The sequence below is a fragment of the Streptomyces sp. NPDC041784 genome, assembly GCF_055591025.1.
Genome location: NZ_JBVJAB010000006.1, coordinates 119,111 through 145,770, shown reverse-complemented (window position 1 = coordinate 145,770; position 26,660 = coordinate 119,111). Strand labels below are relative to the sequence as shown.

Annotated in this window: 25 protein-coding genes and 1 pseudogene; 17 read left to right on the top strand and 9 right to left on the bottom strand. The window is 72.8% G+C overall.

What is annotated here, in order from left to right:
* Positions 1-10: 10 nt before the first annotated feature.
* The 3 genes from ACZ6D7_RS15070 to ACZ6D7_RS15060 all read right to left on the bottom strand — a co-directional run bounded on the left by ACZ6D7_RS15070 (position 11) and on the right by ACZ6D7_RS15060 (position 2,431).
* Complete coding sequence (locus ACZ6D7_RS15070; protein WP_469489903.1) at positions 11-799, bottom strand: SDR family NAD(P)-dependent oxidoreductase; 789 nt, start codon at positions 797-799, stop codon at positions 11-13.
* 2 nt (positions 800-801) lie between these two features.
* Positions 802-1,497, bottom strand: a complete 696-nt coding sequence (locus tag ACZ6D7_RS15065; protein WP_469489900.1) for an HAD family phosphatase — start codon at positions 1,495-1,497, stop codon at positions 802-804.
* A gap of 271 nt (positions 1,498-1,768) precedes the next feature.
* Positions 1,769-2,431, bottom strand: coding sequence for a ScbR family autoregulator-binding transcription factor (locus tag ACZ6D7_RS15060; RefSeq protein WP_469489895.1), 663 nt, complete (start codon positions 2,429-2,431; stop codon positions 1,769-1,771).
* A 250-nt stretch (positions 2,432-2,681) separates the two neighbouring features.
* Here ACZ6D7_RS15060 and ACZ6D7_RS15055 point away from each other — a divergent pair, with 250 nt between their 5' ends.
* The 6 genes from ACZ6D7_RS15055 (at position 2,682) to ACZ6D7_RS15030 (ending at position 7,576) form a co-directional block, all read left to right on the top strand.
* On the top strand, positions 2,682-3,617 hold the full coding sequence (locus ACZ6D7_RS15055; RefSeq protein ID WP_469489891.1) for a ScbA/BarX family gamma-butyrolactone biosynthesis protein: 936 nt from the start codon (positions 2,682-2,684) through the stop codon (positions 3,615-3,617).
* 194 nt (positions 3,618-3,811) lie between these two features.
* Positions 3,812-5,230, top strand: coding sequence for a DUF2252 domain-containing protein (locus ACZ6D7_RS15050; protein ID WP_469489888.1), 1,419 nt, complete (start codon positions 3,812-3,814; stop codon positions 5,228-5,230).
* 16 nt (positions 5,231-5,246) lie between these two features.
* Positions 5,247-5,717, top strand: a complete 471-nt coding sequence (locus ACZ6D7_RS15045) for a hypothetical protein (RefSeq protein WP_469489885.1) — start codon at positions 5,247-5,249, stop codon at positions 5,715-5,717.
* Positions 5,718-5,838: 121 nt separating this feature from the next.
* Positions 5,839-6,282: a hypothetical protein gene (locus ACZ6D7_RS15040; RefSeq protein WP_469489881.1), complete on the top strand. Its 444-nt coding sequence runs from the start codon at positions 5,839-5,841 to the stop codon at positions 6,280-6,282.
* A 51-nt stretch (positions 6,283-6,333) separates the two neighbouring features.
* Positions 6,334-7,131 (top strand): J domain-containing protein, encoded by a 798-nt coding sequence (locus ACZ6D7_RS15035; RefSeq protein ID WP_469489878.1) that lies wholly within the window; start codon positions 6,334-6,336, stop codon positions 7,129-7,131.
* A gap of 115 nt (positions 7,132-7,246) precedes the next feature.
* Entirely contained in the window at positions 7,247-7,576 is a 330-nt protein-coding gene (locus tag ACZ6D7_RS15030) for a rhodanese-like domain-containing protein (protein ID WP_469490758.1), read from the top strand.
* Between the two features lie 55 nt (positions 7,577-7,631).
* Here the strand turns inward: ACZ6D7_RS15030 and ACZ6D7_RS15025 are convergent, their stop codons facing one another.
* On the bottom strand, positions 7,632-8,768 hold the full coding sequence (locus tag ACZ6D7_RS15025) for an acyl-CoA dehydrogenase family protein (RefSeq protein ID WP_469489875.1): 1,137 nt from the start codon (positions 8,766-8,768) through the stop codon (positions 7,632-7,634).
* Positions 8,769-9,086: 318 nt separating this feature from the next.
* Between ACZ6D7_RS15025 and ACZ6D7_RS15020 the strand changes: the two genes are divergently transcribed.
* Genes ACZ6D7_RS15020 through ACZ6D7_RS15010 form a run of 3 tightly spaced genes read left to right on the top strand, consistent with a single transcriptional unit; the run spans position 9,087 to position 11,874 of the window.
* Positions 9,087-9,881 carry a DUF5819 family protein gene (locus tag ACZ6D7_RS15020; RefSeq protein WP_469489870.1) on the top strand — a complete coding sequence of 265 codons (795 nt, stop codon included), beginning with the start codon at positions 9,087-9,089 and terminating at the stop codon, positions 9,879-9,881.
* Positions 9,878-11,092, top strand: a complete 1,215-nt coding sequence (locus tag ACZ6D7_RS15015) for an HTTM domain-containing protein (RefSeq protein ID WP_469489866.1) — start codon at positions 9,878-9,880, stop codon at positions 11,090-11,092. Before ACZ6D7_RS15020 ends, ACZ6D7_RS15015 begins: the two co-directional genes overlap by 4 nt.
* The gene (locus tag ACZ6D7_RS15010; protein ID WP_469489863.1) at positions 11,089-11,874 is read left to right on the top strand and encodes a TrmH family RNA methyltransferase; all 786 of its coding nucleotides are present in this window, start codon (positions 11,089-11,091) and stop codon (positions 11,872-11,874) included. Before ACZ6D7_RS15015 ends, ACZ6D7_RS15010 begins: the two co-directional genes overlap by 4 nt.
* Before the next feature lie 3 nt (positions 11,875-11,877).
* Here ACZ6D7_RS15010 and paaN read toward each other — a convergent pair whose 3' ends face one another.
* Complete coding sequence (paaN, locus tag ACZ6D7_RS15005) at positions 11,878-13,587, bottom strand: phenylacetic acid degradation protein PaaN (protein WP_469489860.1); 1,710 nt, start codon at positions 13,585-13,587, stop codon at positions 11,878-11,880.
* A gap of 159 nt (positions 13,588-13,746) precedes the next feature.
* Here paaN and ACZ6D7_RS15000 point away from each other — a divergent pair, with 159 nt between their 5' ends.
* Positions 13,747-15,261, top strand: coding sequence for a 3-hydroxyacyl-CoA dehydrogenase (locus ACZ6D7_RS15000; RefSeq protein ID WP_469489857.1), 1,515 nt, complete (start codon positions 13,747-13,749; stop codon positions 15,259-15,261).
* Positions 15,258-15,848: a TetR/AcrR family transcriptional regulator gene (locus ACZ6D7_RS14995; protein WP_469489854.1), complete on the top strand. Its 591-nt coding sequence runs from the start codon at positions 15,258-15,260 to the stop codon at positions 15,846-15,848. The genes ACZ6D7_RS15000 and ACZ6D7_RS14995 overlap by 4 nt, the downstream gene beginning before the upstream one ends.
* Before the next feature lie 69 nt (positions 15,849-15,917).
* Here ACZ6D7_RS14995 and ACZ6D7_RS14990 read toward each other — a convergent pair whose 3' ends face one another.
* Positions 15,918-16,403, bottom strand: coding sequence for an Lrp/AsnC family transcriptional regulator (locus tag ACZ6D7_RS14990; RefSeq protein WP_469490754.1), 486 nt, complete (start codon positions 16,401-16,403; stop codon positions 15,918-15,920).
* Positions 16,404-16,592: 189 nt separating this feature from the next.
* On the opposite strand from ACZ6D7_RS14990, the gene pdhA reads away from it, so the two are divergent.
* The 5 genes from pdhA to ACZ6D7_RS14965 all read left to right on the top strand — a co-directional run bounded on the left by pdhA (position 16,593) and on the right by ACZ6D7_RS14965 (position 22,547).
* A complete protein-coding gene (gene pdhA / locus ACZ6D7_RS14985; protein WP_469489851.1) occupies positions 16,593-17,726 on the top strand; it encodes a pyruvate dehydrogenase (acetyl-transferring) E1 component subunit alpha in 1,134 nt (377 codons plus the stop codon).
* The gene (locus tag ACZ6D7_RS14980) at positions 17,726-18,730 is read left to right on the top strand and encodes an alpha-ketoacid dehydrogenase subunit beta (protein WP_469489848.1); all 1,005 of its coding nucleotides are present in this window, start codon (positions 17,726-17,728) and stop codon (positions 18,728-18,730) included. The genes pdhA and ACZ6D7_RS14980 overlap by 1 nt, the downstream gene beginning before the upstream one ends.
* Positions 18,730-20,070 carry a dihydrolipoamide acetyltransferase family protein gene (locus ACZ6D7_RS14975; RefSeq protein WP_469489845.1) on the top strand — a complete coding sequence of 447 codons (1,341 nt, stop codon included), beginning with the start codon at positions 18,730-18,732 and terminating at the stop codon, positions 20,068-20,070. Before ACZ6D7_RS14980 ends, ACZ6D7_RS14975 begins: the two co-directional genes overlap by 1 nt.
* A gap of 117 nt (positions 20,071-20,187) precedes the next feature.
* On the top strand, positions 20,188-21,144 hold the full coding sequence (locus tag ACZ6D7_RS14970; protein WP_469489842.1) for an NTP transferase domain-containing protein: 957 nt from the start codon (positions 20,188-20,190) through the stop codon (positions 21,142-21,144).
* On the top strand, positions 21,141-22,547 hold the full coding sequence (locus tag ACZ6D7_RS14965; protein ID WP_469489837.1) for a molybdopterin molybdotransferase MoeA: 1,407 nt from the start codon (positions 21,141-21,143) through the stop codon (positions 22,545-22,547). Before ACZ6D7_RS14970 ends, ACZ6D7_RS14965 begins: the two co-directional genes overlap by 4 nt.
* A gap of 16 nt (positions 22,548-22,563) precedes the next feature.
* On the opposite strand, the gene ACZ6D7_RS14960 is transcribed toward ACZ6D7_RS14965, so the two are convergent.
* Positions 22,564-23,706 (bottom strand): potassium channel family protein, encoded by a 1,143-nt coding sequence (locus ACZ6D7_RS14960; RefSeq protein ID WP_469489834.1) that lies wholly within the window; start codon positions 23,704-23,706, stop codon positions 22,564-22,566.
* Between the two features lie 100 nt (positions 23,707-23,806).
* Here ACZ6D7_RS14960 and ACZ6D7_RS14955 point away from each other — a divergent pair.
* Positions 23,807-24,496 (top strand): annotated as a pseudogene (locus ACZ6D7_RS14955) (potassium channel family protein); the annotation flags it as partial.
* A 149-nt stretch (positions 24,497-24,645) separates the two neighbouring features.
* Here the strand turns inward: ACZ6D7_RS14955 and ACZ6D7_RS14950 are convergent.
* Entirely contained in the window at positions 24,646-25,494 is an 849-nt protein-coding gene (locus ACZ6D7_RS14950; RefSeq protein ID WP_469489829.1) for an ABC transporter permease, read from the bottom strand.
* On the bottom strand, positions 25,491-26,549 hold the full coding sequence (locus ACZ6D7_RS14945; protein WP_469489824.1) for an ATP-binding cassette domain-containing protein: 1,059 nt from the start codon (positions 26,547-26,549) through the stop codon (positions 25,491-25,493). Before ACZ6D7_RS14945 ends, ACZ6D7_RS14950 begins: the two co-directional genes overlap by 4 nt.
* Positions 26,550-26,660 lie beyond the last annotated feature (111 nt).

The window sequence follows — 26,660 nt, the reverse complement described above, 5'->3', positions numbered from 1 at the left end:
ACGGTCGTGATCAGTGCGTGGCGGTCGCCCCGCCGTCCACCGGCACGGCCGCTCCGGTGATGAACGACGCCCGGTCGCTGCACAGCCAGGCGGCGGCCCTCGCCACCTCCACCGGGTCGGCCATCCGCCGCTGGATCGAGGCGGCGGCGAAGGTCTCCTCCAGCTCCGGGGCCTGTTGGAGGACCCGGGTCATCATCTCGGTGCGGGTGGCGCCCACGACCAGGGCGTTGACGCGGATGCCCTGAGCGCCGTAGTCCGCGGCGGCCGCCTTGGTCAGGCCGATGACCGCGTGCTTGGCGGCCACGTACGCCGCTGAGGCCCCCGTGGCCGCGGTGCCCGCGACGCTGGAGGTGTTGACCACGGCTCCGCCGCGACCGGAGGCGAGCATCACGGGTATCTGGTGGCGCAGGCAGTTCCACACGCCACGCACGTTGACGTCCAGCGTCCGCTCGTACGTCTCGTCGTCGATCTCGTGGAGCGGTCGGCCCGCGGTGGCGTAACCGGCGTTGTTGAAGGCCGCGTCGAGGTGGCCGAAGGTCTCGACCGCGCCGTCGACCGCGCGGGCCACGTCCTTCGCCTCGGCCACGTCGCCGGGTACGGCCAGGGCCCGGCCGCCCGCGGCGCGGATCTCCTCGGCGAGCGCTTCGAGCGGCTCGGCGCGCCGGGCCATGAGGACGACCGCTGCTCCCTCGGCGGCGAAGTGCCGGGCGGCGGCGGCCCCGATGCCGCTGGAGGCGCCGGTGATCATCGCGACTCTGCCGTTCAGCACGGTCGCTTCTCCGACTCTGCCGTTCGGCACGGTCACTCCTCCCACGTCGTGCCGGCCGCGGCAAGCGCGTCGACGCGCCGCAGCAACTCCTCGTCGATCTGGTCGAGGCGCTCCACGAGGTGGCGCACCCCGGCCTCCCGCATCAGCTGGCGCTGGAACCCGTGTTCGAAGGAGCTGGGCAGGCCGATGAACGGGGTGCCCAGGGCGCGCGCGGCCTCGGCGACGCGGGCCACGTCGTCGACGAAGACGGCCTCGTCGTGCTTCAGGCCGAAGACCTCCGTGGTGATCTCGTGGAGGCCGGGCCGGATGTCGTTGGTGCAGACATATCCGGGGCCGTCGAAGAGATCGGCGTGGGCCCCGAGGAAGCGGTCGAAGTGGTCCTTCGGCAGTCCGCCGTAGCAGACCGTGTGGAGGCCGAGCCGGCGCAGGAGCCGCAGCAGTTCGACCGCGCCGTCGGTCACCACGACGGGGTGGTGCGCGACATGGCGGTCGCGTTCCTCGAAGTAGGCGGCCAGGGCCTCCTCGCCGGTGAGACCGCCGCCGACCGCCTCGGCCATGCGCTGTCCCGCGATGTGCTGGGGCTGCGAGAAGACGGCGCGTTCCGTTTCGGCGGTGTACTCGCCGCCCCTGCTGACGACGAAGCGGTGGATGACCGGGCTGAACGTGTCGTTCAGCAGCACCCCGTCGATGTTGAGCGCGGCGAGCCGCAGCTTGGTGAATTCCCCCATGTTCCCTCCCGAGAGCGGTGCTTGACGTACGGGCCTCCCGAACGGCCGTGCGCACCCGTCGGTGCGCTCGGCGTTGCCCGTGCGTCGTTGCCCTGGGCAGGCGTAGGCGGCAGTCGTCGGCGGCCGTCGTCGACGCCGCCGGTTTTTGCAGGAGTCGTCGACTCCTCCGCTTCCGGCAGTCGTCGGCTCCGCCGGTTCCGGCAGTCGTCGGCTCCGCCGGTTCCGCTGGTCGCCGGGCCGCCGGAGTGCGCGGCCGACGCGCGGGGGCCGGTCAAGCAGTCGAACTTGCTTCCGGAAGGGTGCCATAGACGGCCGCTCGCCCGCGCTCGGGATCGATCGCGATCCTGATCGCGATCGCGGGGACGGCGATGCCGGGGAGCAGCAGCTTCCACATGCGTACGGCGCGTTGCGGAAGGTCCGCGCGGCCGGTGGCGGCGGAGGCGAAGAGCTGCATGCCGGTACAGGTCTCGACGACGAGTTCGGCCAGTTCCTTCGGGTCCACCCCGGCCTGGAGCTCGCCCCGTTCCTCGGCCGCGACCAGGCACTCCTCCATGATGGTCGCCCACTCCTCGTACGGCTTCGCGGCGTCCTCCATGCCGAACGCGCTCTGTTCCGTGGTCAGGCGTACGCCGGCCCGCAGCAGGGTGCTGGTCTGGAGCTGGTGCGACCAGATCATGGTGATGTCGACCAGCCGCTGGAGCCCTTCGGAGGTCAGCAGCGGGACGATCGTGTCGGACTGGGCCTGCATGACGGCGCGGGCCAGGCTCTCCTTGGAGCCGAAGTGGAAGTAGAGGGCGCCGGCGGTGGTGCCGGAGCGCTCCAGGATGCGGTTGATGCTCGCCCCGGCGTAGCCCAGTTCGTCGAAGACGGCCGCCGCGGCATGCAGGATCGCCTCGCGGGTTTCCACGGCCCGTTGCTGCTTCAGCTGTCTCATTGCGCCTCCAAAAACAGAACGATCGCTATATTCTCCGGGTATGGGTGTTGTGTCCAGAGTCTTCCCGGATGTCCTTGAGAAATGTGAGGTCATGCGCGCGCCCGGTGGAATCCCGACGGCGCCGCCTTGGCAGTGTATTGGCTATCTCTTTGCCGGACCATGGTCATGCAGAACCGAGCGCTCTTTATGTTTGGTGTGTCCTCGGCCTCCGTGTGCGGCCGGGGTTGGTCACCTAGGGGGGAAGGTTCGCGTGTCCAGTACCGCTCAGCTCACGCCGGACGTCACGGCCGGTATTCCGGTCACGGGCGAATACGTGCACAAGGTGGATGTGTCGGAGGTCCTCCTCGCGGAGGCGCGGGCCATGGGGGCCGACACCTACCGGATCAGGGCCGACTGGCCGCGGAGCCACGGTTTCTACACCTCCCGTCATGGCCTGCACGACCCTCTCCTGCTTGCTGAAACGGTCCGGCAGACGGTGCCCCTGCTCAGCCACGCCGGCTATGGCGCGCCGTTCGGCCACCGCCAGTCATGGAGCAGTCTGAACTATGCCCTCACGCCCGCCGCGCTGGCGGTCGGCGAGGGCGACACCGAGATCGAGCTGCACGTCGCCTGCCAGGACGTCGTACGCCGGGCCGGCCGGCTGGCCTCGATGAACCTCCAGGTCGACATCCTGCGGGACGGCATACGCGTCGGCACCGCCCGCACCCGTTTCGCCAACCAGGCTCCGGCCCTCTACGAGCGCGTCCGTGGGTCCTACGCCGACCTGGCCCGGGCCACCTCCCGCGCGCTCCCCCCGGCCCCGCCGGTGGAGCCCGCGCGCGTGGGGCGTGAGAACTCCGCCGATGTCGTCCTCGCCGCCTCCGACGTGCCGGGGCGCAGCCGGCTGCGGGTCGACCTGGGGCACCCGGTCCTCTTCGACCACCCGGTGGACCATGTGCCGGGCATGCTCCTGCTGGAGGCCGCTCGCCAGGCCGCACAGGCCGTGGCCCACCCCCGGCCCGTCGTGGCTGTCGGCATGGACACCCTCTTCACCCGCTACTGCGAACTCGACGTGCCCTGCTGGATCCACGCGGGCCTGCTGGACTCACCCGACCGCAGTACGACGCGGGCGGTGGTGTCGCTGGTGCAGAACGATCTGTGCGTGTTCTCCAGTGTCATCACTTTGATGGAGATACCGGGGGCTTGAGGGCCTGCCCTGGCGGGGCTTGTTTCACGTGAAACGGCCCTCGTCCCGTGCGTGGCGGGTCGCGCCGTGAGCCGATAGGGGGGTGGAGTTGTCCACAGATCGGGAGATGTCCACAGGGACTGACGTGTTTCGGTCGTCGGGGGGTACGGTCTGCTCGACTTGATCGACGTACATGTGCGGGGGAGGCGGTCGCCGTGACCGGGTTCGGCGTGGAAGAGACGCGTGGGGCGCGCAGGCTTCCCAAGGTGAGCGGGTTCGCGGAGTGGCCCCTGGCGGGGTCACCCAAGGAGGAGGGCAAGGCCCTGCGCGAGGGCGTGCCGAGGTCGTCGCACGCCGAACTCGACCTGGACTCCGCCCGTCCGGACGCGGTGGCGGCGGTCGAGGAGTCCAGCCGTGGCCGGCTCCCTGAGCTGGCGCCGATAAGGGTGGGCCGGATGGCGGCCACGCCGTTCGCGTTCCTGCGCGGCGCGGCGGGCCTGATGGCGTACGACCTGGCCCGCACCCCCATGACCCGGGTCCGCGCCCAGATCTGTGGTGACGCGCACGCGGCCAACTTCGGCCTGTACGGCGATGCCCGTGGCGGCCTGGTCATCGATCTGAACGACTTCGACGAGACCGTCGAAGGGCCCTGGGAGTGGGACCTCAAGCGGCTCGCCGCGTCGCTGGTGCTCGCGGGCCGGGTGGCCGGCGCCGACGAGGACACGTGTCGCAAGGCGGCTCTCGGCGCGGCCGGTTCCTACCGGCGCACGATGCGGCTGCTGGCCAAGCTCCCGGTCCTCGACGCGTGGAACGCGATCGCCGACGAGGAACTGGTCTCCCACACCGACGCCCATGACCTGGTGGGCACTTTGCAGCGGGTCTCGGAGAAGGCGCGGGCCAACACGAGCGGGCGGTTCGCGGCGAAGTCGACGGAGCTGACCGAGGGCGGTGGCCGTCGCTTCGTCGACGCGCCGCCGGTGCTGCGCCGGGTGTCCGACGAGGAGGCGGCGGCCGTGGCCGGGTCCCTGGAGGAGTACCTGGCCACGCTCTCCGAGGACCGCCACCCCCTGCTGGCCCGCCACGCGGTGCACGACGTCGCCTTCCGTATCGTCGGCACAGGCAGCGTGGGGACGCGCTCCTACGTCGTGCTGCTGCTGGACCACCGGGGCGAATCGCTGGTGCTCCAGGTGAAGGAGGCCCGCGCGTCGGCCCTGGTCCCGCATCTGGCGACGGCCGGCTTCGAGGCGCCGGAGGCCGGCCACGAGGGGCGCCGGGTGGTGCTGGGCCAGAAGCGGATGCAGGTGGTCAGCGACATCCTGCTGGGCTGGACGACGGTCGCCGGACTCCCCTTCCAGGTACGCCAGTTCCGCAACCGCAAGGGCAGCGTAGACCCGGCCGCGCTCGCCCCCGACCAGGTCGACGACTACGGCCGGATGACCGGTGCGCTCCTGGCCCGGGCCCACTCCCACAGTGCCGACCCGCGTCTGATCTCCGGTTACTGCGGCAAGAACGACGAACTCGACGAGGCGATCGCCACGTTCGCGGTGGCCTACGCCGACCGCACGGAGGCGGACCACGCGGACCTGGTGAAGGCGGTACGGGCGGGGCGGATCGCGGCGGACACGGGGGTGTGAGGGAGGTGGACACCCAGTGAGGTACGTCGATCTCGACGCGGTGGTGGGGGATGTGACCGGGGTCCTGGACCCCGGGCCCTACCTGGAACGGCTGCCCGCGCTGGCGGAGCGGCTGCCACCGGGGGCCCGCGCCTTCGCCACCGATCCCGGCCACTACGCGTTCTCCGGCAAGCGGTGTGTGAAGGACCTCAGACCGGGCGAGGTCCGCCGCGCCGGGGGCGACGACATCGAGATCCGCTTCGGCCACAGCTGCTGGAAGCACGACGCGGACCTGATCGTCCGGTACCGCGGCGTCGCCCGTTTCCAGGCCGATGTCCTCGACGTCTGCGCCCTCGACGACCTCGGTGACGTCGTCCTCGACGAGATCCTGCCGCACCCCCGGGGCTGCACCCACGAAATAGCCTGCCGTCCGGGCACCCTCGTCGTGGTCTGCCAGGACCTGGAGGCGGAGTGGGTACCGGCGGACTGTCCGCAGGCGCGGGGATGAGCGTGGACCGTCCGGCGGCGCGGGGACGAGCGCTGACTGTCGGCAGGGTGCGGGGATGAGCGAGGCCGGCGGCCGAGAAAATGCCTTCGGCCGGCGGAGCGCCGGGTGACAGCATGCGGGCATGCCCTTCCCGCACCCCGACGGTGACTACGCCATCACCACGATGTACTCCGTGCCCGATGACGCCTGGTACCTGGAACTGGACCTCGTCGGCGGCCAACGGAACCTCATGACCGCGATCGTCCCCGACGAGGACCCGGCGCGGGAGCCGACGGTGTCCTTCAACCCTCACGCGCCGCACGTGGACGTCCCGTACGCGGTCATGCGCTGGTTCATGGACCAGGTCGACGAGGAGATCCGTACGTCCCGCGCCTGGATGCGGCTGCGGCCCGAGCTGGTCGAGGTCATTCACCCGTTGCGCCAGGAGTATCTGGGGGTCATCGACGACGACGAGTTCTCCCGCGTCCTGGTGGAGGTGCGCGCCGTGGTGCCCGAGGCGGACCTCCCCGCCGTACTCGAGGCCGCCTTCGGGCGCAGGCCCGACGGAACCACCCTGGACGGCTGACGTGGGTGATCGGCGGAGCCGGCCCGCCGGGCCGTGGCCTACGCTGGTCGGGTGACGACCCCCGAAGCTGAGCAGTCGCGGCCCGAGGAGCGGCTGGAGCAGGCCGTGCGGGCCGCCGAGCAGGCGTTGATCGAGTTCGAGATCGCGGTGGAGACCTTCCGCGTCGAGGTCGAGAACTTCTCGCGGCTCCACCATCAGAAACTCGGTCCGATGTATGCCCGGCTCGATGAGCTGGACGCGCAGATAGCCGAGGCCCGGGCCGCCCGCACCGGTGACCCGGAGGATCTGCGCAAGGCGGAGGAGGCGCGGGGCCGGGTGATGCCGATGCCCGGGGTCGAGGAGCTGTTCCACGGCTGGATGGACGGGAACGGCCTGTTTCCCGAGGCCGCGGCGATGCTCACGGACCAGTCGGTCCGGCCCCCGGAGCGGGTGCGGCCCAGCGAGGAGGTCCGCAAGCTCTACCGCGAGCTGGCCCGCAAGGCCCACCCCGACCTGGCGCAGGAGGACGACGAGCGGACGCGCCGCGAGGAGTTCATCACCCGCGTCAACGCCGCCTACGCCCGCGGCGACGAAGCCCTGCTGCGGGAGCTGGCGCAGGAGTGGGCGGCCGGCCCGGCTCCCGCCGAGCGGCGCCCGACGCCCAGCGAGGAGCTGTACGCCCGCCTCGAGTGGCTCGCCGAGCGCAAGGAACTGCTCACGATGATCGCCCGCGATCTGGAGCAGAGCGCCATCGGCTCCATGCTGCGGATGGCCCCGGACGACCCGGACCACCTGCTGAACGAGATCGCCGAGAAGCTTCTGGCCGAGGTCGCCGAGAAGGAAGGGGAGCTGGCCCAGCTCGTCGGGTGATCGGCCGGTACCGCGGTACCCCGGTACCCGGCACCGCAGTGGCACCGGTGTCCCGGTCTCCGCTGTCCGTCCGGCCCGGTCGGGTAGCGTCGGGGGTATGAGTTTCGGAGCTGGTGTGCCCACGGTCGAGGTCGGCGACCTCAAGGACGACGACTTCCTGCTGGACGTGCGCGAGGACGACGAGTGGCAGGCGGGCCACGCCGAGGGGGCCCTGCACATCCCCATCAGCGAGTTCGTCGCCCGCTACGGCGAGCTGACGGAGGCCGCCCCGCAGGACGGGCGGGTCCACGTCATCTGCCGTTCCGGCGGGCGCTCGGCCCAGGTCACGATGTATCTGGTCCAGCAGGGCATCGACGCGGTGAACGTCGACGGCGGTATGCAGGTCTGGCAGGCGGTGGGCCGTCCGGTCGTGCGGAACGACGGACAGCCCGGCGCCGTCCTGTAGCCCTGTCATCAAGAAGCCGCCGAGGCCCGAGGCCCGTGGACCCGTAGCTTTGGGGTCAGCCGAGCGGATGAGCGGCCAGCAGGTCGCCCAGTGCCTCCTCGTGCGCCGCGGCCGGCCCGAGCGACAGCTCCAGGTGCTTGGCCCAGGCGTGGTACCGGTGCAGCGGATAGTCGACGTCGGCGCCGAAGCCGCCGTGCAGATGCTGTGCGGTCTGCACGACCCGCCGTACGCCCTCGGAGGCCCAGATCTTGGCCACGGCGACGTCTCCGGAGACGGGCAGCGCGCCCGGCGCCCCGGAGGCGATCCGCCAGGCGGCCTGCCACAGGGTGACCTCCATGGCCCGCAGGTCGACATAGCGGTCGGCGGCCTGGACGGCGACCGCCTGGAAACTGGCGATCGGGTGCCCGAACTGCTCCCGCTTCCCGGTGTACTCGCTGGTCATGTCCAGTACGCGCTCGCCCAGGCCCAGCGCCAGCGCGCACGTGCCCGTGGTGAGCAGCGCCCGCAGCCACTCCCAGGCGCCGTCGGCGGTGATCACGTCCCGGGCGGCGATCCGCGCCGACTCCAGCCGCAGCTCGCCCAGCCGCTCGCCGGTGGTGCAGATCTGCTCGGCCGTCGTGGTCCCCGCGTGTCCGCGGGCCACCACGGCGAGGACGCTCCGGTCGTCGCCGGTGCGTGCCGGTACGACGAGGAAGTCGGCCTCGTACGCCCACGGCACCGCCGTCTGCACCCCGTCCAGCACCCAGTCGTCGCCGTCCCGCCGGGCGGTCACGGCGAGTTCGGCCGCGTCGTGCCCGGTGCGGCCGTGGGCGGCGACGGTCAGCACGACCTCGCCCCGCCCGGCGCGTGCGAGCAGCGCGGACCTCAGCTCCGGTCCGCCGTGGGCCTGTACGGCGGCAGCGGCGGCGCTGCTCTCCAGCAGCGGGACCCGCGCCAGTACCCTGCCCGCCTCGCGCAGCACCAGGCAGAGCGCGACGGCGTCCAGGCCGGCCCCGCCGTACTCCTCGTCGAGGAGCAGGCTCAGCAGGTCCGCGTCGGCGAGCCTGGCCCACAGCGTCCGGTCGAGGTCGTCGGCGACGGGGCGGCCCTGGGTGAGCGCGGGGCTGGGCACGCCGTCGGGCGCGACCCCGGCGAGCACCCCGCGCGCCGCCTCGGCCGCCGCCTGCTGCTCCTCGCTGAAGGTGAAGTCCACGGCCTGTCCTTCCGACGGGTCAGCTGATCTGACGGGTCGTCAAGATAGAACAGGTTCTAGAAGAAGGGAACGGTCCGGCTCCGCCCGCTCCCGCCCGCGCCACTCCCGACCGATCGTTCGGTCCTGACGGCTCCCCGGCGGGACGGCCGTCGTATGGTGTCAACCGCTGTGGACAACCTCACGGCCCCGGTACGGACGGGCACCACGGGGGAGGCTGCGCCGAACGGGTGAGGGTGGGTACCGTTCGCGATTGCGCGACGCGGCCGGAACGAACGCGCGACGCAGCGGAAGACGACCGGAATCGGGGAACGGGGCGGAATGGACGCGTACGACTCGGGCTCGGACGCCCCACGGGGGCCGGAGGCGGCACGGGACGCGCAGGCACGGGACGCGCAGGCGCCGGACGCGCCCGAGGCGGACCGCCGGCCCGCCTTCCCCCTCGTGCTCCCCGTCTCCCCCGAACCCCGCACCGGCGTGGCCGCGCTCTCCCCCCGCTACCAGGTCGGCGCCGCCCTGGCCCTCGCCGTCGTCGCGATCGCCGTCTGTGTCCACCTGGGGATGGTGTTCCTGCACGTCGCGCCGTCGAACACGGTCACCAAGACACACGGCAAGGCGATCGACGACTGGATCTACCCGGAGTTCGAACAGAACTGGAAGCTGTTCGCTCCCAACCCGCTCCAGCAGAACATCGCCGTCCAGGTCCGCGCCCAGATCCGCACCCCGGACGGCAGCTCGCGCACCACCGGCTGGTACGACCTGTCCGCGCAGGACGGCCGGGACATCGACGGCAACCTGGTGCCGAGCCACACCCAGCAGAACGAGCTGCGCCGCGCCTGGGACTTCTTCACCGCCAGTCATGGCTCCGACAACCGGCCGGTCGGTCTGCGCGGCACGCTCTCCGAGACCTATCTGCGCCGGATCGTGGTGCTGCGGCTGGAGCGCGGCGGCGCGACCGGCGCGGACGGTGTCGTCGAGCGGGTCCAGGTCCGCTCCAGCACCACCAGCGTGGAGCCGCCGGACTGGAGCACCGAGAAGGTGTCGACGCAGCCCGTGCACCGCGTGCTGCCCTGGTGGCCGGTGCTGCCCGGCGAGGCCGAGGGAGACGTGAAGTGAACCGGTTCACCCTGGCGGTGTCGGCCGCCATCGCCCGTGTCACCGAGTCGGCGCTCGGCCCCTACCAGAGCGCCATGATCCGCATCGGCTTCAGCGCGACCTGGCTGCTGTTCCTGCTGCGCGAGGTCACCCACCGCAGCGAGCTGTACGGCCCCGACAGCCCGTGGGGCTGGGAGCTGGCCCGGCAGCTGATCGACACGAACGGGGCGTTCTCGCTGCTGCTGTGGTCGGACGGCCGGGTCTGGTTCGAGGCCGTGTACGCGCTCGCGCTGCTGTCGAGCGCGGCGCTGCTGGTGGGCTGGCGCACCCGCACCATGTCGGTGCTGTTCATGGTCGGCATGCTGTCGCTCCAGAACCGCAGCGTCTTCATGGGCGACGGCGGCGACAACGTCATGCACCTGATGGCGATCTACCTCGTGTTCACGCGCTGCGGGCGGGTGTGGTCGCTGGACGCCCGGCGGGAGCGCCGCGCGGTGGAGGCACGCGCGCGTGGGGAGCGGGTCACCGACCGCGTGGGGCCCGCCCTGTGGGGCGTCCTGGGGGCCGCGCTGGCCGCGCTGACCGCGACGGGCGGCTTCCACAGCGCCTGGACCGTGCCCGCGCTGCTGTGGGCGGTGTGGGCCGTGCTCGGCCTGTGGTGGGTCGTCGGGCGCCGCGCGCGCTCGGCGGAGCCGCGGATCCTGCTGGACGTGATCGGCAACATCCTGCACAACGGCGCCCTGGTCGTGATCATGGCCGAGGCCTGCCTCATCTACGCGACGGCCGGCTGGTACAAGGTCCAGGGCTCGCGCTGGCAGGACGGCACCGCCGTCTACTACCCCCTGCAACTGGACTACTTCTCGCCCTGGCCGGCCCTCGGTGACCTGCTGACCAGCAGCGGCACGATGGTGATGCTCGTGACCTACGGGACCGTGATCGTGCAGGTCGCCTTCCCGTTCACGCTGTTCAACCGGCGGGTGAAGAACGTCCTGCTGGCGGTGATGATGCTGGAGCACGCGGCGATCGCCCTGATCCTCGGGCTGCCGTTCTTCTCCCTCGCGATGATCGCGACGGACGCGGTGTTCCTGCCGACGTCGTTCCTGAAGCGGCTGGGCGGATGGGCGGCACGCGCGCGTGTGCTGCTGTTCGCGAAGGAGGGCCGGGCCGCCGCCGTACCGGAGCCGCGCGCCCCGGAGAACCCCCACCCCACCCACGTAGGCTTCGAGGCATGACGACCGACCCCGCGCCCACCGGGCCGGCCGCCGATCCCGATCCGCTCGGCCGGTGGCGCCGTCTGGTGGGTGCCGCCGTGCTGCTCGACGGCTTCCACGCCCTCAAGCACGCCGTGCGCTTCGGCGCCGAGATCCCGGTGGCGGTCACCGCCGACCGGCGGGCGGCCCTCGCCCTCGCCGACGAGCTGGCCCCCGACGTACGCCCCCGGCTGGACGCACTGCTCACGGAGGTCCCGGAGGCGGTCTACGTGTCCCTGGTGCCGCGCCCGCACCCCACCGCGGTCGCCGCCCTCGCGGTACGTCCCGCCCGCGCGGCGCACCTGGAGCGGCTGGCCCGCGTCCCGCGCACCGCGCCGGTCGTGGTCCTGGACAACCCGCGCAACCTCGGCAACGCGGGCGCGGTGATCCGGCTGGCGGCCGGTTTCGGGGCGACCGGGGTGGTCACCACCGGCACCCTCGACCCCTGGCACCCGACCGTCGTGCGCGCCGGGGCGGGGCTGCACTTCGCGACCGCCGTGGAGCGGCTGGCCGTCGACGAGCTGCCGCCCGGGCCGGTGTTCGCCCTCGACCCGGAGGGCGACGACATCCGGGGCGTGAAGCTCCCGGACGACGCCCTGCTCGCCTTCGGCTCGGAACGCAGCGGGCTCTCCGCGGACCTGCGCGCGCGGGCCGACCAGCTGCTGTCCCTGCCGATGCGCCCCCAGGTCTCCAGCTACAACCTCGCGACCAGTGTGGCCATGACGCTGTACCACTGGAGCGCGACCGGGGGCGCACCCGCGTAGTGGCTACGCCTCGCGGCGCACCTCGACCACCCGGAAGCGGTTGGCGACGAACGCGCCGTCGGTGAGGGCCGCGTTGGCCGCCGGGTTGCCGCCGGAGCCGTGGAAGTCGGAGAAGGCGGCCGTCTGGTTGACGTACACCCCGCCGGTGAGGTTGAGGGACAGCTGGGCGGCCTCCTCCAGGCAGACCTCCTCGATGGCCCGCTCGACCTCCTCGTCGGTCGTGTACGCGCCGACCGTCATCGCGCCCTTCTCGCGGACCGTGCGCCGCAGCAGGGCGAGGGCGTCGGCCGGCGAGTCGACGGCGACGGCGAAGGAGACCGGGCCGAAGCACTCGCTCATGTAGGCGGCCTCGTCGCCGTCCCCCTCCCAGTACTTGCGGGCCCCGTCGAGCTTCACGATCACCGGTGTGCGCACGACCGCCTCCGGGAACTCGGGGTTGGCCACCTCGCGGGAGGCGAGGGCGACCTCGCCGAGGCCCGCCGCGGCCTCCAGCCGGGCCTTGACGTCCGGGTTGACGATCGCGCCGAGCAGGGCGTTCGCACGCGCGTCGTCACCGAGCAGGCCGTCCACCGCGCGGGCGAGGTCGGCGACCACCTCGTCGTAGCTCTTCGGGCCGTCGTCGGTGCGGATGCCGTCGCGGGGGATCAGCAGGTTCTGCGGGGTGGTGCACATCTGGCCGCTGTAGAGGGACAGCGAGAACGCCAGGTTGGCGAGCATCCCCTTGTAGTCCGGGGTGGACTCGACGATCACCGTGTTGACGCCGGCCTTCTCGGTGTAGACCTGCGCCTGGCGGGCGTTGGCCTCCAGCCAGTCGCCGAAGGCGGTCGAACCGGTGTAGTCGACGATCCGGATCTCGGGGCGGGTCGCCAGGGTCTTGGCGATGCCCTCGTCGGGGCGCTCGGCGGCCAGCGCCACCAGGTTCGGGTCGAAGCCGGCCGCGGCCAGCACCTCGCGCGCGACCTGCACGGTCAGCGCGAGCGGCAGCACCGCGCGCGGGTGGGGCTTGACCAGGACCGCGTTGCCGGTGGCCAGGGAGGCGAACAGGCCCGGGTAGCCGTTCCACGTCGGGAAGGTGTTGCAGCCGACGAGCAGGGAGATCCCGCGCGGAACGGCCGTGAAGCTCTTGGTGAGGGCGAGCGGGTCGCGCTTGCCCTGGGGCTTGGTCCACTCCGCCGTGTCGGGGGTGCGGACCTGCTCCACGTACGCGTACGCCACCGCCTCCAGGCCGCGGTCCTGCGCGTGCGGGCCGCCGGCCTGGAACGCCATCATGAACGCCTGGCCGGAGGTGTGCATGACCGCGTGCGCGAACTCGTGCGTGCGGTCGCTGATCCGCTTGAGGATCTCCAGGCAGACCACCGCGCGGATCTCCGCGCCCGCGTCCCGCCAGGCCCGCTGTCCGGCCGTCATGGCGGGCAGCAGCGTGTCGATGTCCGCGTGCGGGTACGTCACGCCGAGGGGCACGCCGTACGGCGAGACCTCGCCGCCGACCCAGTCGTCCGTGCCGGGCTGGCCGAGGTCGAGGCGGGTGTTCAGAACGGCGTCGAAGGCGGCCTTGCCGGCCGCCGCGTCCAGGCTGCCGTTCTCCCCGTACGCCTTCGGGTGTTCGGGGTGGGGGGACCAGTACGCGCGTGTGCGGATCGCTTCCAGGGCCTGGTCGAGGGTGGGCCGGTGCTGGGCGATCAGATCGTGCGTGGTCAGTTCGGCGGCGGCCATGCGGGACCAACTCCTCGTCGTGAGAACTCTGCTTCGAGCCCATGACCTGGCGGAGACCTGGGCAGGAACCACCAGTCAGGGTTAGAGTAACCGAACGATCGGTCGGGACAAGGGGGCCTGCCGCATCTGTGGAAAACCCCGTGCGGGAGGATCGCGCACATGACAGCACTCGACCTCACCAGCCCCGTGGCCGTCGTCGGCACCGGCACCATGGGCCAGGGCATCGCCCAGGTCGCGCTGGTCGCGGGCCATCTCGTACGGCTGTACGACGCCGTACCGGGCCGCGCCCGGGAGGCCGCCGACGCGATCGGCTCCCGTCTCGACCGGCTCGTCGAGAAGAACCGTCTCTCCGCCGCCGACCGGGACGCGGCCCGCACCCGGCTGCTCCCCGCCGAGACCCTCGCCGACCTCGCGGACTGCTCCCTGGTCGTCGAGGCCGTCCTGGAGGAACTGGACGCCAAACAGGACCTGTTCCGGGCCCTGGAGGACGTCGTCGACGAGGACTGCCTGCTCGCCACCAACACCTCCTCCCTGTCGGTGACGGCCGTCGGCGGCGCCCTGCGCAACCCGGGCCGCTTCGTCGGACTGCACTTCTTCAACCCCGCACCGCTGCTGCCGCTGGTCGAGGTCGTCTCCGGGTACGCCACCGACGTCACCTCGGCCACGCGCGCGTACGAGACCGCCCGCGCCTGGGGCAAGACCCCCGTCGCCTGCGCCGACACCCCCGGCTTCATCGTCAACCGCATCGCGCGGCCCTTCTACGCCGAGGCGTTCGCCGTCTACGAGGCACAGGGCGCCGACCCGGCCACCATCGACGCGGTGCTGCGCGAGTCCGGCGGCTTCCGGATGGGCGCCTTCGAGCTGACCGACCTGATCGGGCAGGACGTCAACGAGTCGGTCACGCACTCCGTGTGGCGGTCCTTCTTCCAGGACGTGCGTTTCACGCCCTCGCTCGCCCAGCGCCGCCTGGTCGAGTCCGGCCGCCTCGGCCGCAAGACCGGCCAGGGCTGGTACGACTACCGCGAGGACGCCGAGCCCGCCGAGCCGCACACCGCCGAGCAGCGGCAGCCGCCCGCCTACGTCGTCGCCGAGGGCGACCTGGGACCCGCGTCCGAGGTGCTCGCGCTGGTCCGCGAGGCGGGCATCCAGGTCCGCGAGGACGAGGAGGACCACGGCACCCGGCTGGTGCTGCCCGGCGGCGGCCAGCTGGCGCTCGCCGACGGCCAGACCTCCGTCGAGTTCCGGGACGTCGTCTACTTCGACCTCGCCCTCGACTACCGCAAGGCCACCCGGATCGCCCTGTCCGCCTCCCAGGACACCTCCCCGCAGACCCTGTCCGAGGCGATCGGCCTGTTCCAGGCGCTCGGCAAGGACGTCAGCGTCATCGGTGACGTCCCCGGCATGATCGTCGCCCGCACGGTCGCCCGGATCGTCGACCTCGCGTACGACGCCGTCGCCAAGGGCGTGGCCACCGAGGAGGACATCGACACCGCGATGCGCCTCGGCGTGAACTACCCCCTCGGCCCCTTCGAATGGAGCCGCAGACTCGGCCGCAGCTGGGCCTGCTCGCTCCTCGACGACCTGCACGAGCGCGACCCGTCCGGCCGCTACGCGCCGTCCCTCGCGCTCTACCGGCACTCCTACGCCACCGAGAAGCGGGAGGGTGCCGCGTGACCACCGCCAAGCGCGACACGTACACCCCGGAGACGCTGCTCTCCGTCGCCGTCCAGGTGTTCAACGAGCGCGGCTACGACGGCACTTCCATGGAGCACCTCTCCAGGGCGGCCGGCATCTCCAAGTCGTCGATCTACCACCACGTCACCGGCAAGGAGGAGCTGCTGCGCCGGGCCGTCAGCCGCGCCCTGGACGGCCTCTTCGGGATCCTCGACGAGGAGCACGCGCGCGTGGGACGCGCCTCGCAGCGCCTGGAGTACGTGGTGCGCCGCATGGTCGAGGTGCTCATCCGCGAACTGCCCTATGTGACGCTGCTGCTGCGCGTGCGCGGCAACACCGACACCGAGCGGTGGGCCCTGGAGCGGCGCCGCGACTTCGACCACCGGGTCGCCGACCTGCTGAGGGCGGCCGCCGCCGACGGGGACGTGCGCGGCGACGTGGAGGTGCGGCTCGCCACCCGCCTGGTCTTCGGCATGATCAACTCGATCGTCGAGTGGTACCGGCCGGGCGGCCACGGAATGGCCGAGAACGACGTGGCCGACGCGGTGACGCGGCTGGTCTTCGGGGGCCTGCGCACCGAGCACTGATGTCCTGGGCCTGTCCGGCGGATTCTGCCTCCGTGCGCGGGGCCCGGACAGGCGCCCCGGGGCCCGGCCTCACCCCTGCGGTTCCAGGTCCTCCTCCTCGAACACCAGCAGGGTGCGGGTGCTGAGCACCTCGGGGATCGCCTGGAGCCGGGTGAGGACCACCTCGCGCAGCGCCCGGTTGTCCGGCGTGTGCACCAGCAGCAGCACGTCGTAGTCCCCGCCCACCAGGGCGATGTGGGAGGCACCGGGCAGCCGGCGCAGCTGCTCGCGCACCGTCCGCCAGGAGTTCTGCACGATCTTCAGCGTGATGTACGCGCTCGTCCCCTGACCGGCCCGCTCGTGGTTCACCCGGGCGCCGAAGCCGCGGATCACGCCGTCCTCGATGAGCCGGTTGATGCGCGCGTAGGCGTTGGCGCGCGAGACGTGCACCCGCTCGGCGACCGACCGTATCGAGGCCCGCCCGTCGGTCTGGAGCATCTGGAGGATGTCCTGATCGATGGCGTCGAGCGGACGCGGCGGCGGCAGCCCGGGCGCGTCCTCGGGGTCCTCGGCCATTTGTTCAGGTGCCATGTCCCCCCGCCTCTCCGCCATGGACGTACTGCGTCCATCTCAGGCTGTGGAGAACCGTTTGTCCACAGCCTGAGGGCGCCTGTAGCCAAAATGTGCCGACGACCGAACAATCGGTAGGTGAGGCGGGTCACAACGGCACGCCTTCCGTAGCCGCTTCCACGAGGAGGTGCCGTCATGACGGTCATGGAGCAGCGGGGCGCATACCGGCCGACCCCGCCGCCCGCCTGGCAGCCCCGCACGGACCCCGTGCCACTGCTGCCCGACGCGGAGCCCCACCGCGTCCTCGGCACCGAGGCGGCCGCCCAGGCCGACCCGGAGCTGCTGCGGCGCCTGTACGCCCAGCTGGTGCTCGGCCGCCGCTACAACACGCAGGCCACCGCCCTCACCAAGCAGGGCCGGCTCGCCGTCTACCCCTCCAGCACCGGCCAGGAGGCCTGCGAGGTCGCCGCCGCGCTGGTCCTGGAGGACCGCGACTGGCTGTTCCCGAGCTACCGCGACACGCTCGCCGTCGTCGCGCGCGGAGTGGACCCCGTCGAGGCCCTGACCCTGCTGCGCGGCGACTGGCACACCGGCTACGACCCGTACGAGCACCGCGTGGCCCCCCTCTGCACCCCGCTCGCCACCCAGCTCCCGCACGCCGTGGGCCTCGCCCACGCCGCCCGCCTCAAGGGCGACGACGTGGTCGCGCTCGCCATGGTCGGCGACGGCGGCACCAGCGAGGGCGACTTCCACGAGGCGCTGAACTTCGCCGCCGTCTGGCAGGCCCCGGTCGTCTTCTTCGTCCAGAACAACGGCTTCGCGATCTCCGTGCCGCTCGCCAAGCAGACCGCCGCCCCCTCCCTCGCCCACAAGGCCGTCGGCTACGGGATGCCGGGCCGGCTGGTCGACGGCAACGACGCGGCCGCCGTCCACGAGGTGCTCGCGGACGCCGTGCGGCGCGCGCGTGAGGGCGGCGGGCCCACCCTCGTCGAGGCCGTCACCTACCGCATCGAGGCGCACACCAACGCCGACGACGCGACCCGCTACCGCGGCGACGCCGAGGTGGAGACCTGGCGCGAGCACGACCCGATCCTGCTGCTGGAGCGCGAACTCACCGCGCGCGGGCTGCTCGACGACGACGCCCGGCAGAGCGCGCGGGACGCCGCCGAGACAATGGCCGCCGACCTGCGCGCCCGCATGAACCAGGACCCGGCCCTCGACCCGGCGGACCTGTTCGCCCACGTCTACGCCGAGGACACCCCCCACCTGCGCGAACAGCGTGCCCTGCTGCGCGCCGAGCTCGACGCCGAACAGGAAGGCGGCCACTGATGACGACCGTCGCCCTCAAGCCCGCGACCATGGCGCAGGCCCTCACGCGCGCGCTGCGCGACGCGATGGCCGCCGACCCGTCCGTGCACGTCCTGGGCGAGGACGTGGGCACCCTCGGCGGCGTCTTCCGGGTCACCGACGGACTCGCCAAGGAGTTCGGCGAGGACCGCTGCACCGACACCCCGCTCGCCGAGGCGGGCATCCTCGGCACCGCCGTGGGCATGGCCATGTACGGCCTGCGCCCGGTCGTGGAGATGCAGTTCGACGCCTTCGCCTACCCGGCGTTCGAGCAGCTCATCAGCCATGTCGCCCGGATGCGCAACCGCACCCGCGGCCGTATGCCCCTGCCGATCACGATCCGCGTCCCCTACGGCGGCGGCATCGGCGGCGTCGAGCACCACAGCGACTCCTCCGAGGCGTACTACATCGCCACCCCGGGCCTGCACGTCGTCACCCCGGCCACGGTCCCCGACGCCTACGGCCTGCTGCGCGCCGCCATCGCCTCCGACGACCCGGTCGTCTTCCTCGAACCCAAGCGCCTGTACTGGTCCAAGGACACCTGGAACCCCGAGGACCCGCAGACCGTCGACCCGATCGGCCGCGCGGTGGTGCGCCGCCCGGGCCGCAGCGCCACCCTGATCACGTACGGGCCGTCGGTCCCGGTCTGCCTCGAAGCCGCCGAGGCGGCCCGCGCCGAGGGCTGGGACCTCGAGGTCGTCGACCTGCGCTCCCTCGTGCCGTTCGACGACGAGACGGTCGCCGCCTCGGTACGGCGGACCGGCCGCGCGGTCGTCGTCCACGAGTCGGGCTCCTTCGGCGGCCCGGGCGGGGAGATCGTCGCCCGCGTCACGGAGCGCTGCTTCCACCACCTGGAGGCACCGGTGCTGCGCGTCGCCGGGTTCGACATCCCCTACCCGCCGCCGATGCTGGAGCGCCACCACCTGCCCGGCGTCGACCGCATCCTGGACGCCGTGGCCCGGCTTCAGTGGGAGGCGGGGAACTGATGGCACAGGTACTGGAGTTCAAGCTCCCCGACCTCGGCGAGGGACTCACCGAGGCGGAGATCGTGCGCTGGCTGGTCCAGGTCGGCGATGTCGTCGCCATCGACCAGCCGGTCGTCGAGGTCGAGACGGCCAAGGCGATGGTCGAGGTGCCCTGCCCCTACGGCGGTGTCGTCACCGCCCGCTTCGGCGAGGAGGGCACCGAACTGCCCGTCGGCGCCCCGCTGATCACGGTCGCGGTCGGCGCGCCGGCCTCCGGCACGGAGGCCGAGGGCTCGGGCAACGTACTGGTCGGATACGGCACGTCGGAGGCGCCCGCGCGCAGGCGGCGGGTCAGGCCGGCCCAGCCGGTGACGGCGGTTCCCGCCGCGCCCACCGCTCCGGCGGCGCGGGCCGACAGCCCTCCGGTACCGGACGGGCCGGTCCCCGTGATCTCGCCCCTGGTGCGCCGGCTCGCCCGCGAGAACGGCCTGGACCTGAGGGACCTTCAGGGCTCCGGCCCCGAGGGGCTGATCCTGCGGGCGGACGTCGAGAACGCGCTGCGGGCGGCCGCCGCTCAGGGCCGGGTCGCCGAGACGCCCGCCCCGCCGGCTCCCACGCCGTCCCTCTCCTCCCTCTCCTCCGCCTCTTCCTCCCCCTCCTCCGCACTCACCGAGGGCCGCCGGATCCCCCTCAAGGGCGTCCGGGGTGCCGTCGCGGACAAGCTCTCCCGCAGCCGCCGGGAGATCCCGGACGCGACCTGCTGGGTGGACGCCGACGCGACCGAGCTGATGCGGGCCCGCGCCGCCATGAACGCGTCCGGGGGCCCGAAGATCTCCCTGCTCGCGCTGCTGGCCCGGATCTGCACCGCCGCCCTGGCCCGGTTCCCGGAGCTGAACTCCACGGTCGACCTGGCGGCCCGGGAGATCGTCCAGCTCGACCAGGTGCACCTCGGGTTCGCCGCGCAGACCGACCGCGGGCTCGTCGTGCCCGTCGTCCGTGACGCGCACGCCCGGGACGCCGAGGGCCTCACCGCCGAGTTCGCCCGGCTCACCGAGGCGGGCCGGGCCGGACGCCTCACGCCCGGGGAGCTGACCGGCGGGACCTTCACCCTGAACAACTACGGGGTGTTCGGCGTCGACGGCTCCACGCCGATCATCAACCACCCCGAGGCGGCCATGCTCGGCGTCGGCCGGATCGTCCCCAGGCCGTGGGTGCACGAGGGCGAACTGGCCGTGCGCCAGGTCGTCCAGCTCTCGCTCACCTTCGACCACCGGGTGTGCGACGGCGGCACGGCGGGCGGCTTCCTGCGGTACGTGGCGGACTGCGTGGAACAGCCGGCGGTGCTGCTGCGCACCCTGTGACGGCGGCGCCCCCCGCCGCCCGCGCACGGTGAGGGCGGCTCCGGCCGCCCGCGCCCGCTCGGATCGCGCGGGTACCGCCGCGTTCCCTGTGATCGAGGAGGCCCGCATACTCAGGGGGTGACCTCGTTCGCACACCCTCGCGCCCCGTACGACGCGGTCGTGCTCGCCGGTGGCGGCGCCCGGCGGCTCGGCGGTGCCGACAAACCGGGTGTCCGGGTCGGCGGGCGGGCCCTGCTCGACAGGGTGCTCGCCGCCTGCGCCGACGCGCACACCACCGTCGTGGTCGCCGACCCCCGGCCCACCGCCCGCCCCGTGCGCTGGGCACGCGAGGACCCGCCCGGCGCGGGCCCCGTCGCCGCCCTCGCCGCGGGGCTCGGCCGCACCGCGGCCGACGACGTCCTCGTCCTCTCCGCCGACCTCCCCTTCCTCGCGGCGGGGACCGTACGGCGCCTGCTGGACGCCCTGCGCTCCGGCGGGGCCGAGGGCGCGCTGCTCACCGACGCCGACGGCCGTGACCAGCCGCTCGTCGCCGCGTACCGCACGGCCGCCCTGCGCCGCGAGCTGGCGGTGCTCACCGCCACGGAGCCCACCGGCGGCTCCGCCGCCGACGGCGGACTCACGGGGCTGCCGCTGCGCCGGCTGACCGCCGGGCTCGACCTCACCCGCGTCCCCGACCCCGTCGCGTCCTTCGACTGCGACACCTGGGACGACATCGCCACCGCCAGGGCACGGATCAGGGAGCATGACCACGTGTTGGATGAATGGATCTCCGCAGTCAAGGACGAGCTGGGCATCGACCTGGACGTCGACACCGGCGTCCTCCTGGACCTCGCCCGGGACGCCGCCCACGGCGTGGCCCGGCCCGCCGCCCCGCTGACCACCTTCCTGGTCGGCTACGCGGCCGCACAGGCCCGGGGCGGCCCCGAGGCCGTCGCCGAGGCCGCCCGCAAGGCCACCGCGCTGGCGCTGCGCTGGGCGGCGGAGGCCGAGGAGGCGGAGAAGGCCGAGAAGGCCGAGAAGGCCGAGAAGGACACCACGGCCGGAGCCGGCGGCTCGGGAGCGGACGCCGGATGAGCGGCCGCGGGATCCGGGAGGGCCTCGACGAGGACCTCGACGTCGAGGAGGTGCTCGCCCTCGTGAAGGACGGCAACGGCCCCACCCGCCCGGCGGGCGACCGCGTCTCTGCGCCCGGCCCGGAGCCCGCGGCGGCCGAGGGGCGAGACACCCGCACCCCGGCCCCCGGACACCCCACCGCCCCGCCCAAGGACCGGCACCGGGCCACCCCCTGGCCCGAGGCCCGGACCGCCGCCGCCCGCGCCGCCCGCGCGCACGCCGCCCGCCGCGCCCATGTCTCCGTGACCCTCGGCGACGCCCTGGGCCTCGTGCTCGCCGCCCCGCTGACCGCCCTCACCGACCTGCCCTCCTTCGACACCTCCGCCATGGACGGCTGGGCGGTCGCCGGTCCCGGCCCCTGGCGGGTGCGGGACGAGGGTGTGCTGGCCGGCAGCGCGGCGCCCGCGCCCCTCACCGACGGGGAGGCCGTCCGGATCGCCACCGGCGCCCGGATCCCGGCGGACACCACCGCCGTCCTGCGCAGCGAGCACGGCCGCACCGACGACAAGGACCGGCTGCACCCCACCCGGGACATGAGCCACGGCCAGGACATCCGCCCCCGGGGCCAGGAGTGCCGGAGCGGAGACCTACTGCTGCCCGCCGGGGCGGTGGTGACCCCGGCCGTCCTCGGTCTCGCCGCGGCCGCCGGATACGACACGCTGGCCGCCGTACCCCGCCCCCGGGTCGAGGTGTTCGTCCTCGGCGACGAACTGCTCACCGAGGGCCGTCCGTACGACGGGCTGATCCGGGACGCACTCGGCCCGATGCTGCCGCCCTGGCTACGGGCGCTGGGCGCCGAGGTCATGGCCGTGCGCCGGCTCGGCGACGACGCGGAGGCCCTGCACCGGGCCGTCACGGCGTCCGGCGCCGACCTGATCGTCACCACCGGGGGCACCGCCTCCGGCCCCGTCGACCACGTCCACCCCACCCTGCGCCGGATCGGCGCCGAGCTGCTCGTCGACGGCGTCAAGGTGCGCCCCGGTCACCCCATGCTGCTGGCGCGCACCAAGGACGACCAGCACCTCGTCGGACTGCCCGGCAACCCCCTCGCGGCCGTCTCCGGGCTGCTCACGCTCGCCGAGCCCCTGCTGCGGACCCTGGCCGCCCGCCCGGCCCCGGAGCCGTACGCGGTGCCGTTGCGGGAAGCCGTGCACGGTCATCCGCACGACACCCGGCTCGTCCCCGTCACCCTGCGGGGCGACCATGCCGTGCCGCTGCACTACAACGGCCCCGCCATGCTCCGGGGCATCGCCGCGGCCGACGCCCTGGCGGTCGTACCGCCCGGTGGCGCGCGGGCGGGTCAGGAGGCGGAACTCCTCGACCTGCCGTGGGCGACGGCCGGGGTCGACGCCTGTTTCACGTGAAACATGGGGTGCCCCCTCACATGTGCTCGGCGGCCGTCGCCCGGTCATGTGTGTTCGGCAGCTTCGCCCGGCTGACCGTGATCACACGGTCCCCCGGCCGGAGCTCGGTGAGCCGGGGGTCGGCGTAGTCGAGGAGCTCCTTGCCCCGGACCACCGCCACCACCAGATCCGCGCAGGCGCGCGGGGTCTTCCCGGTCTCCGCCTTGGTGACGGGGCGTTCGACGATGTCCAGGCCGCTGCCGAGGGTCATCAGGTCCTCCAGGGTGCGTGCCACGGTCGGGCTGACCATGGAGACCCCGAGCAGCCGGCCGGCCGAGCTGGAGCTGGTGATCACGGTGTCCGCGCCGGACTGCTTGAGCAGCGGCACGTTCTCGTCCTCCCGTGCGGCGACGACGATGGTCGCGCGCCGGTTCAGCTGTCGGGTGGTGAGGGTGACCAGGGCGGCCGTGTCGTCGCGCTGCGGGGCGACGATCACCCGGGAGGCCAGCGCGACCTCGGCCTTCAGGAGGGTCTCCGAACGGGTGGCGTCCCCGATCACGGCCACCAGCCCGTCGTCGCCCGCGAGGTCCGCGACCTTGCGCTGGGTGTCCACGACCACGATCCGGTCCTTGGCGATGCCCTGTCCGACGAGGGTCTCGACCGCGTGGCGGCCCTTCGTGCCGTAGCCGACGACCACGATGTGGTCGCGGGTGCGCATGCGCCAGCGGTGCACGCGGACCTGCTGGCGGGTGCGCTCGGTGAGCACCTCCAGGGTGGTACCGACCAGGATGATCAGGAACACCACGCGCAGCGGTGTGATGACGAGGATGTTGACCAGCCGGGCCGTGTCACTGACCGGGGTGATGTCGCCGTAGCCGGTGGTGGAGAGCGTGACGGTGGCGTAGTAGGCCGAGTCGAGGAGGTCGACGGTTTCGTCGGAGTTGTCGTTGTAGCCGCCGTGGTCGGCGTAGACGATCAGTGTGGTGACGGCCAGCACCAGCAGGGCGAGGGCGAGCCGGCGCAGTACCTGCTGGAGCGGGGGCGTGGTGGTGCGCATGGGCATCGTGATGGACCGGCCCGCCTCGGCGTCGTCCCGGGCCTCGGTGCGCGAGCGGTACCAGAGGGACCGGAAGAGGGAGAGCCTGGATTGGGTGGCAGGGTGTCGTTCGTGGTCCTGCATCGCGTGCCCCCTGGGGTGTCGTTCCGCTCGGTGGGCACCATGGTTCCCGGCGCGTCCGCGTGCCCGATCAGTAGTGTCGCCCAGTACCCCGGAGGTCCCCTTGCGTGACCACACCGTCGTCGTCGGCTTCGGCACGAAAGGGCGGTCCGCGATCCGGACCGCCTGTGCGTCGGGGCTGCGCAAGGAACAGGTCGTCGTGATCGACCCCAGCGCGAAGGCGGTCGAGGCGGCGACGGCCGAGGGGTACGAGGGGGTGGTCGGTGACGCCACGCGCAGTGACGTGCTGCGCAAGGCCGAGGTGCAGCGGGCGGGACGGATCGTCATCGCGACCCAGCGCGACGACACGGCCGTCCTCGTGGCGCTGACGGCCCGCCAGCTCAACCCGTCCGCGAAGATCGTGGCGGCGGTGCGGGAGGAGGAGAACGCGCCGCTGCTGAAGCAGTCCGGCGCCGACGAGGTCATCACCAGCGCGGGCGCGGCCGGCCGGCTGCTCGGGGTGTCCGTGCTCAGCCCCGCGGCCGGGCTGGTCATGGAGGACCTGATCCAGCAGGGCGACGGCCTCGACCTCGTCGAACGGCCCGTCACCAAGGCCGAGGCCGGGCGCGGCCCGCGCGAGACGGAGGACCTGGTGGTGAGCGTCGTACGCGGCCACCGGATCCTCGCCTACGACGATCCCGCCATCGGTGTCCTGGAGCTGACGGACCGGCTGGTGACGATCATGCGGGTCGGGGAGGGCACCGGGCGGCGCCGGCCGGGCATCCGCGGAGTGCCGCCGCTTCCCCCGGCCTGACACCGCCCGGAGCCCCGGCCCGGCCGGCCCGGGACTCCGGGCGGTTCCGGCCCGGGACCACGTGCGGTTCCGGCTCGGGACCACGTGCGGTTCCGGCTCGGGACCACGTGCGGTTCCGGCTCGGGACCACGTGCGGTTCCGGCTCGGGACTACTTGCGGTTGTAGAGCCGCATCGTCAGCGGCCCGAAGACCAGCAGGAGCAGGCCCGCCCACCCCAGCGTCCAGGCGATCTCGGTGCCCGGCCAGTCGCCCGCCATCAGCCCCCGTACCGCCGACGACAGATGCGTGATCGGGCTGTTGTTGACGAACGCCTGGAGCCAGCCCGGCATGGTGCTGGGGTCGACGAACACGTTGGAGAGGAAGGTGAGCGGGAAGATCACCATCATGCTGACGCCCATCACCGACTTCTCGCTGCGCAGCATCAACCCGAACATCGTCCATATCCACGAGAACGCGAACGAGAAGACGATCAACAGGGCGATCCCGGCGACCACGCCGACGACCCCGCCGTCCGGCCGGTAGCCGAGGACGAGTCCGACGGCGAGCATCACGACGGACGCGATCGAGTAGCGCAGCATGTCGCCGAGCAGATAGCCGACCATCGTCGACGGCCGCCAGATCGGCAGCGAGCGGAACCGGTCGAAGACGCCCTTCTCGATGTCGGTGTTCACCGAGACGCCCGTGTACATCGTGATCATCACGACCGACATCACGAGGATGCCCGGCAGCAGGAACTGGATGTACTCCTTCGGGGAGCCGGCCAGGGCGCCCCCGAACAGGTACGTGTACATCAGCACCATCATGATCGGGAACGCGGTGACGTCGAAGAGCTGCTCCGGCACGTGCTTGATCTTGAGGATCGCCCGCCAGCCGAAGGTCAGGGACGTGGACAGCGCGCTCGGGCGGGCGGGCCGCTCGGCCGCCACCAGCAGCGCGGCCAGCGACTCGGCGCTGACGGGGGCGAGGTCCTGGGCTTCCGTGGTCGTCGCGGTGCTCATGCCGCCACCCCGTCCTTCGTCGAGTCGGAATCCGCGCCCGTCTTTCCGCCGTCCGGGCTGCCGTCCGGGCCGGTGTTCGGGGCGGAGCCCGTGTCATGGCCGGTGAGGGCCAGGAACACCTCGTCCAGGCTGGGCTGGCCGAGCGAGAAGTTGTCGACGAGGATCCCGGACCGGGCCAGTTCGCCGAGGGCCCGGGCGGCCTGCTCGGCCGCCGTGTCCTGGGCCGACGCGCTCAGCCGCGCGGTCAGCGCCACCGGGTCCGGGTCCGGCTGGACGTCCGCGTCCAGGGCAAGCCGCAGCACCTGTTCGGCCGCCGGCCGCTGCTCCCCGTGACGCAGCCGCAGATGGACGGATCCGGCGCCGACGGACGCCTTCAGCTCGCCCTTCGTGCCCTCGGCGATCACCTTGCCGTGGTCGATCACGGCGATCCGGGAGGCCAGTTGGTCGGCCTCGTCCAGGTACTGCGTGGTCAGCAGCACGGTCGTGCCCTGCGCGACCACGGCCCGCACGATGTCCCACACCTGGTTGCGGCTGCGCGGGTCGAGACCGGTGGTCGGCTCGTCGAGGAAGAGCAGATCGGGCGTGCTCAGGATGGACGCGGCGATGTCGATCCGGCGCCGCATGCCGCCCGAGTACTGCTTGACCTGCTTCCCCGCCGCGTCGGTCAGCCCGAACGCCGCCAGCAGCTGTGCGGACCGCTCCCGCGCCGCCTTCTTGCCGTGTCCCAGGAGCCGTCCCAGGAGGATCAGGTTCTCGGTGCCGGTGAGGTCCTCGTCGACGGAGGCGTACTGCCCGGTGAGGCTGACCCGGCTGCGTACCTCGTCGGCCTCGCGCACGATGTCGTGGCCGAAGACATGGGCCTCGCCGCCGTCCGGCCGCAGCAGGGTGGCGAGCATCTTCACGGTGGTCGTCTTTCCGGCGCCGTTCGGGCCCAGGACGCCGTAGACCGTGCCGGCGGGCACGGCGAGGTCCACGCCGTCCACCGCCCTGGTCTCGCCGAACGTCTTGACCAGGCCCGCTGTCTCGATGGCCAGGCCGGCGGTGTGCTGGCTCATGGTGGGATGTCCTTCCGCGTTCATGGGCTACGCATGGGAAGACCTTTACCGTCACCCGAACTCATCGGTGATCGCACGTCGTTTTCCCGGAGACCCCCCGTCGAGGGAGAG

Coding starts and splice junctions, on each gene's coding strand:
- ACZ6D7_RS14965 (WP_469489837.1), top strand. CDS start 21,141: ATGAGCGGCCGCGGGATCCGGGAGGGCCTCGACGAGGACCTCGACGTC.
- ACZ6D7_RS15065 (WP_469489900.1), bottom strand. CDS start 1,497: ATGGGGGAATTCACCAAGCTGCGGCTCGCCGCGCTCAACATCGACGGG.
- ACZ6D7_RS14950 (WP_469489829.1), bottom strand. CDS start 25,494: ATGAGCACCGCGACGACCACGGAAGCCCAGGACCTCGCCCCCGTCAGC.
- ACZ6D7_RS15020 (WP_469489870.1), top strand. CDS start 9,087: ATGGACGCGTACGACTCGGGCTCGGACGCCCCACGGGGGCCGGAGGCG.
- ACZ6D7_RS14980 (WP_469489848.1), top strand. CDS start 17,726: ATGACGACCGTCGCCCTCAAGCCCGCGACCATGGCGCAGGCCCTCACG.
- ACZ6D7_RS15010 (WP_469489863.1), top strand. CDS start 11,089: ATGACGACCGACCCCGCGCCCACCGGGCCGGCCGCCGATCCCGATCCG.
- ACZ6D7_RS15000 (WP_469489857.1), top strand. CDS start 13,747: ATGACAGCACTCGACCTCACCAGCCCCGTGGCCGTCGTCGGCACCGGC.
- ACZ6D7_RS15040 (WP_469489881.1), top strand. CDS start 5,839: ATGCCCTTCCCGCACCCCGACGGTGACTACGCCATCACCACGATGTAC.
- paaN (WP_469489860.1), bottom strand. CDS start 13,587: ATGGCCGCCGCCGAACTGACCACGCACGATCTGATCGCCCAGCACCGG.
- pdhA (WP_469489851.1), top strand. CDS start 16,593: ATGACGGTCATGGAGCAGCGGGGCGCATACCGGCCGACCCCGCCGCCC.
- ACZ6D7_RS14960 (WP_469489834.1), bottom strand. CDS start 23,706: ATGCAGGACCACGAACGACACCCTGCCACCCAATCCAGGCTCTCCCTC.
- ACZ6D7_RS14975 (WP_469489845.1), top strand. CDS start 18,730: ATGGCACAGGTACTGGAGTTCAAGCTCCCCGACCTCGGCGAGGGACTC.
- ACZ6D7_RS14990 (WP_469490754.1), bottom strand. CDS start 16,403: ATGGCCGAGGACCCCGAGGACGCGCCCGGGCTGCCGCCGCCGCGTCCG.
- ACZ6D7_RS14945 (WP_469489824.1), bottom strand. CDS start 26,549: ATGAGCCAGCACACCGCCGGCCTGGCCATCGAGACAGCGGGCCTGGTC.
- ACZ6D7_RS15060 (WP_469489895.1), bottom strand. CDS start 2,431: ATGAGACAGCTGAAGCAGCAACGGGCCGTGGAAACCCGCGAGGCGATC.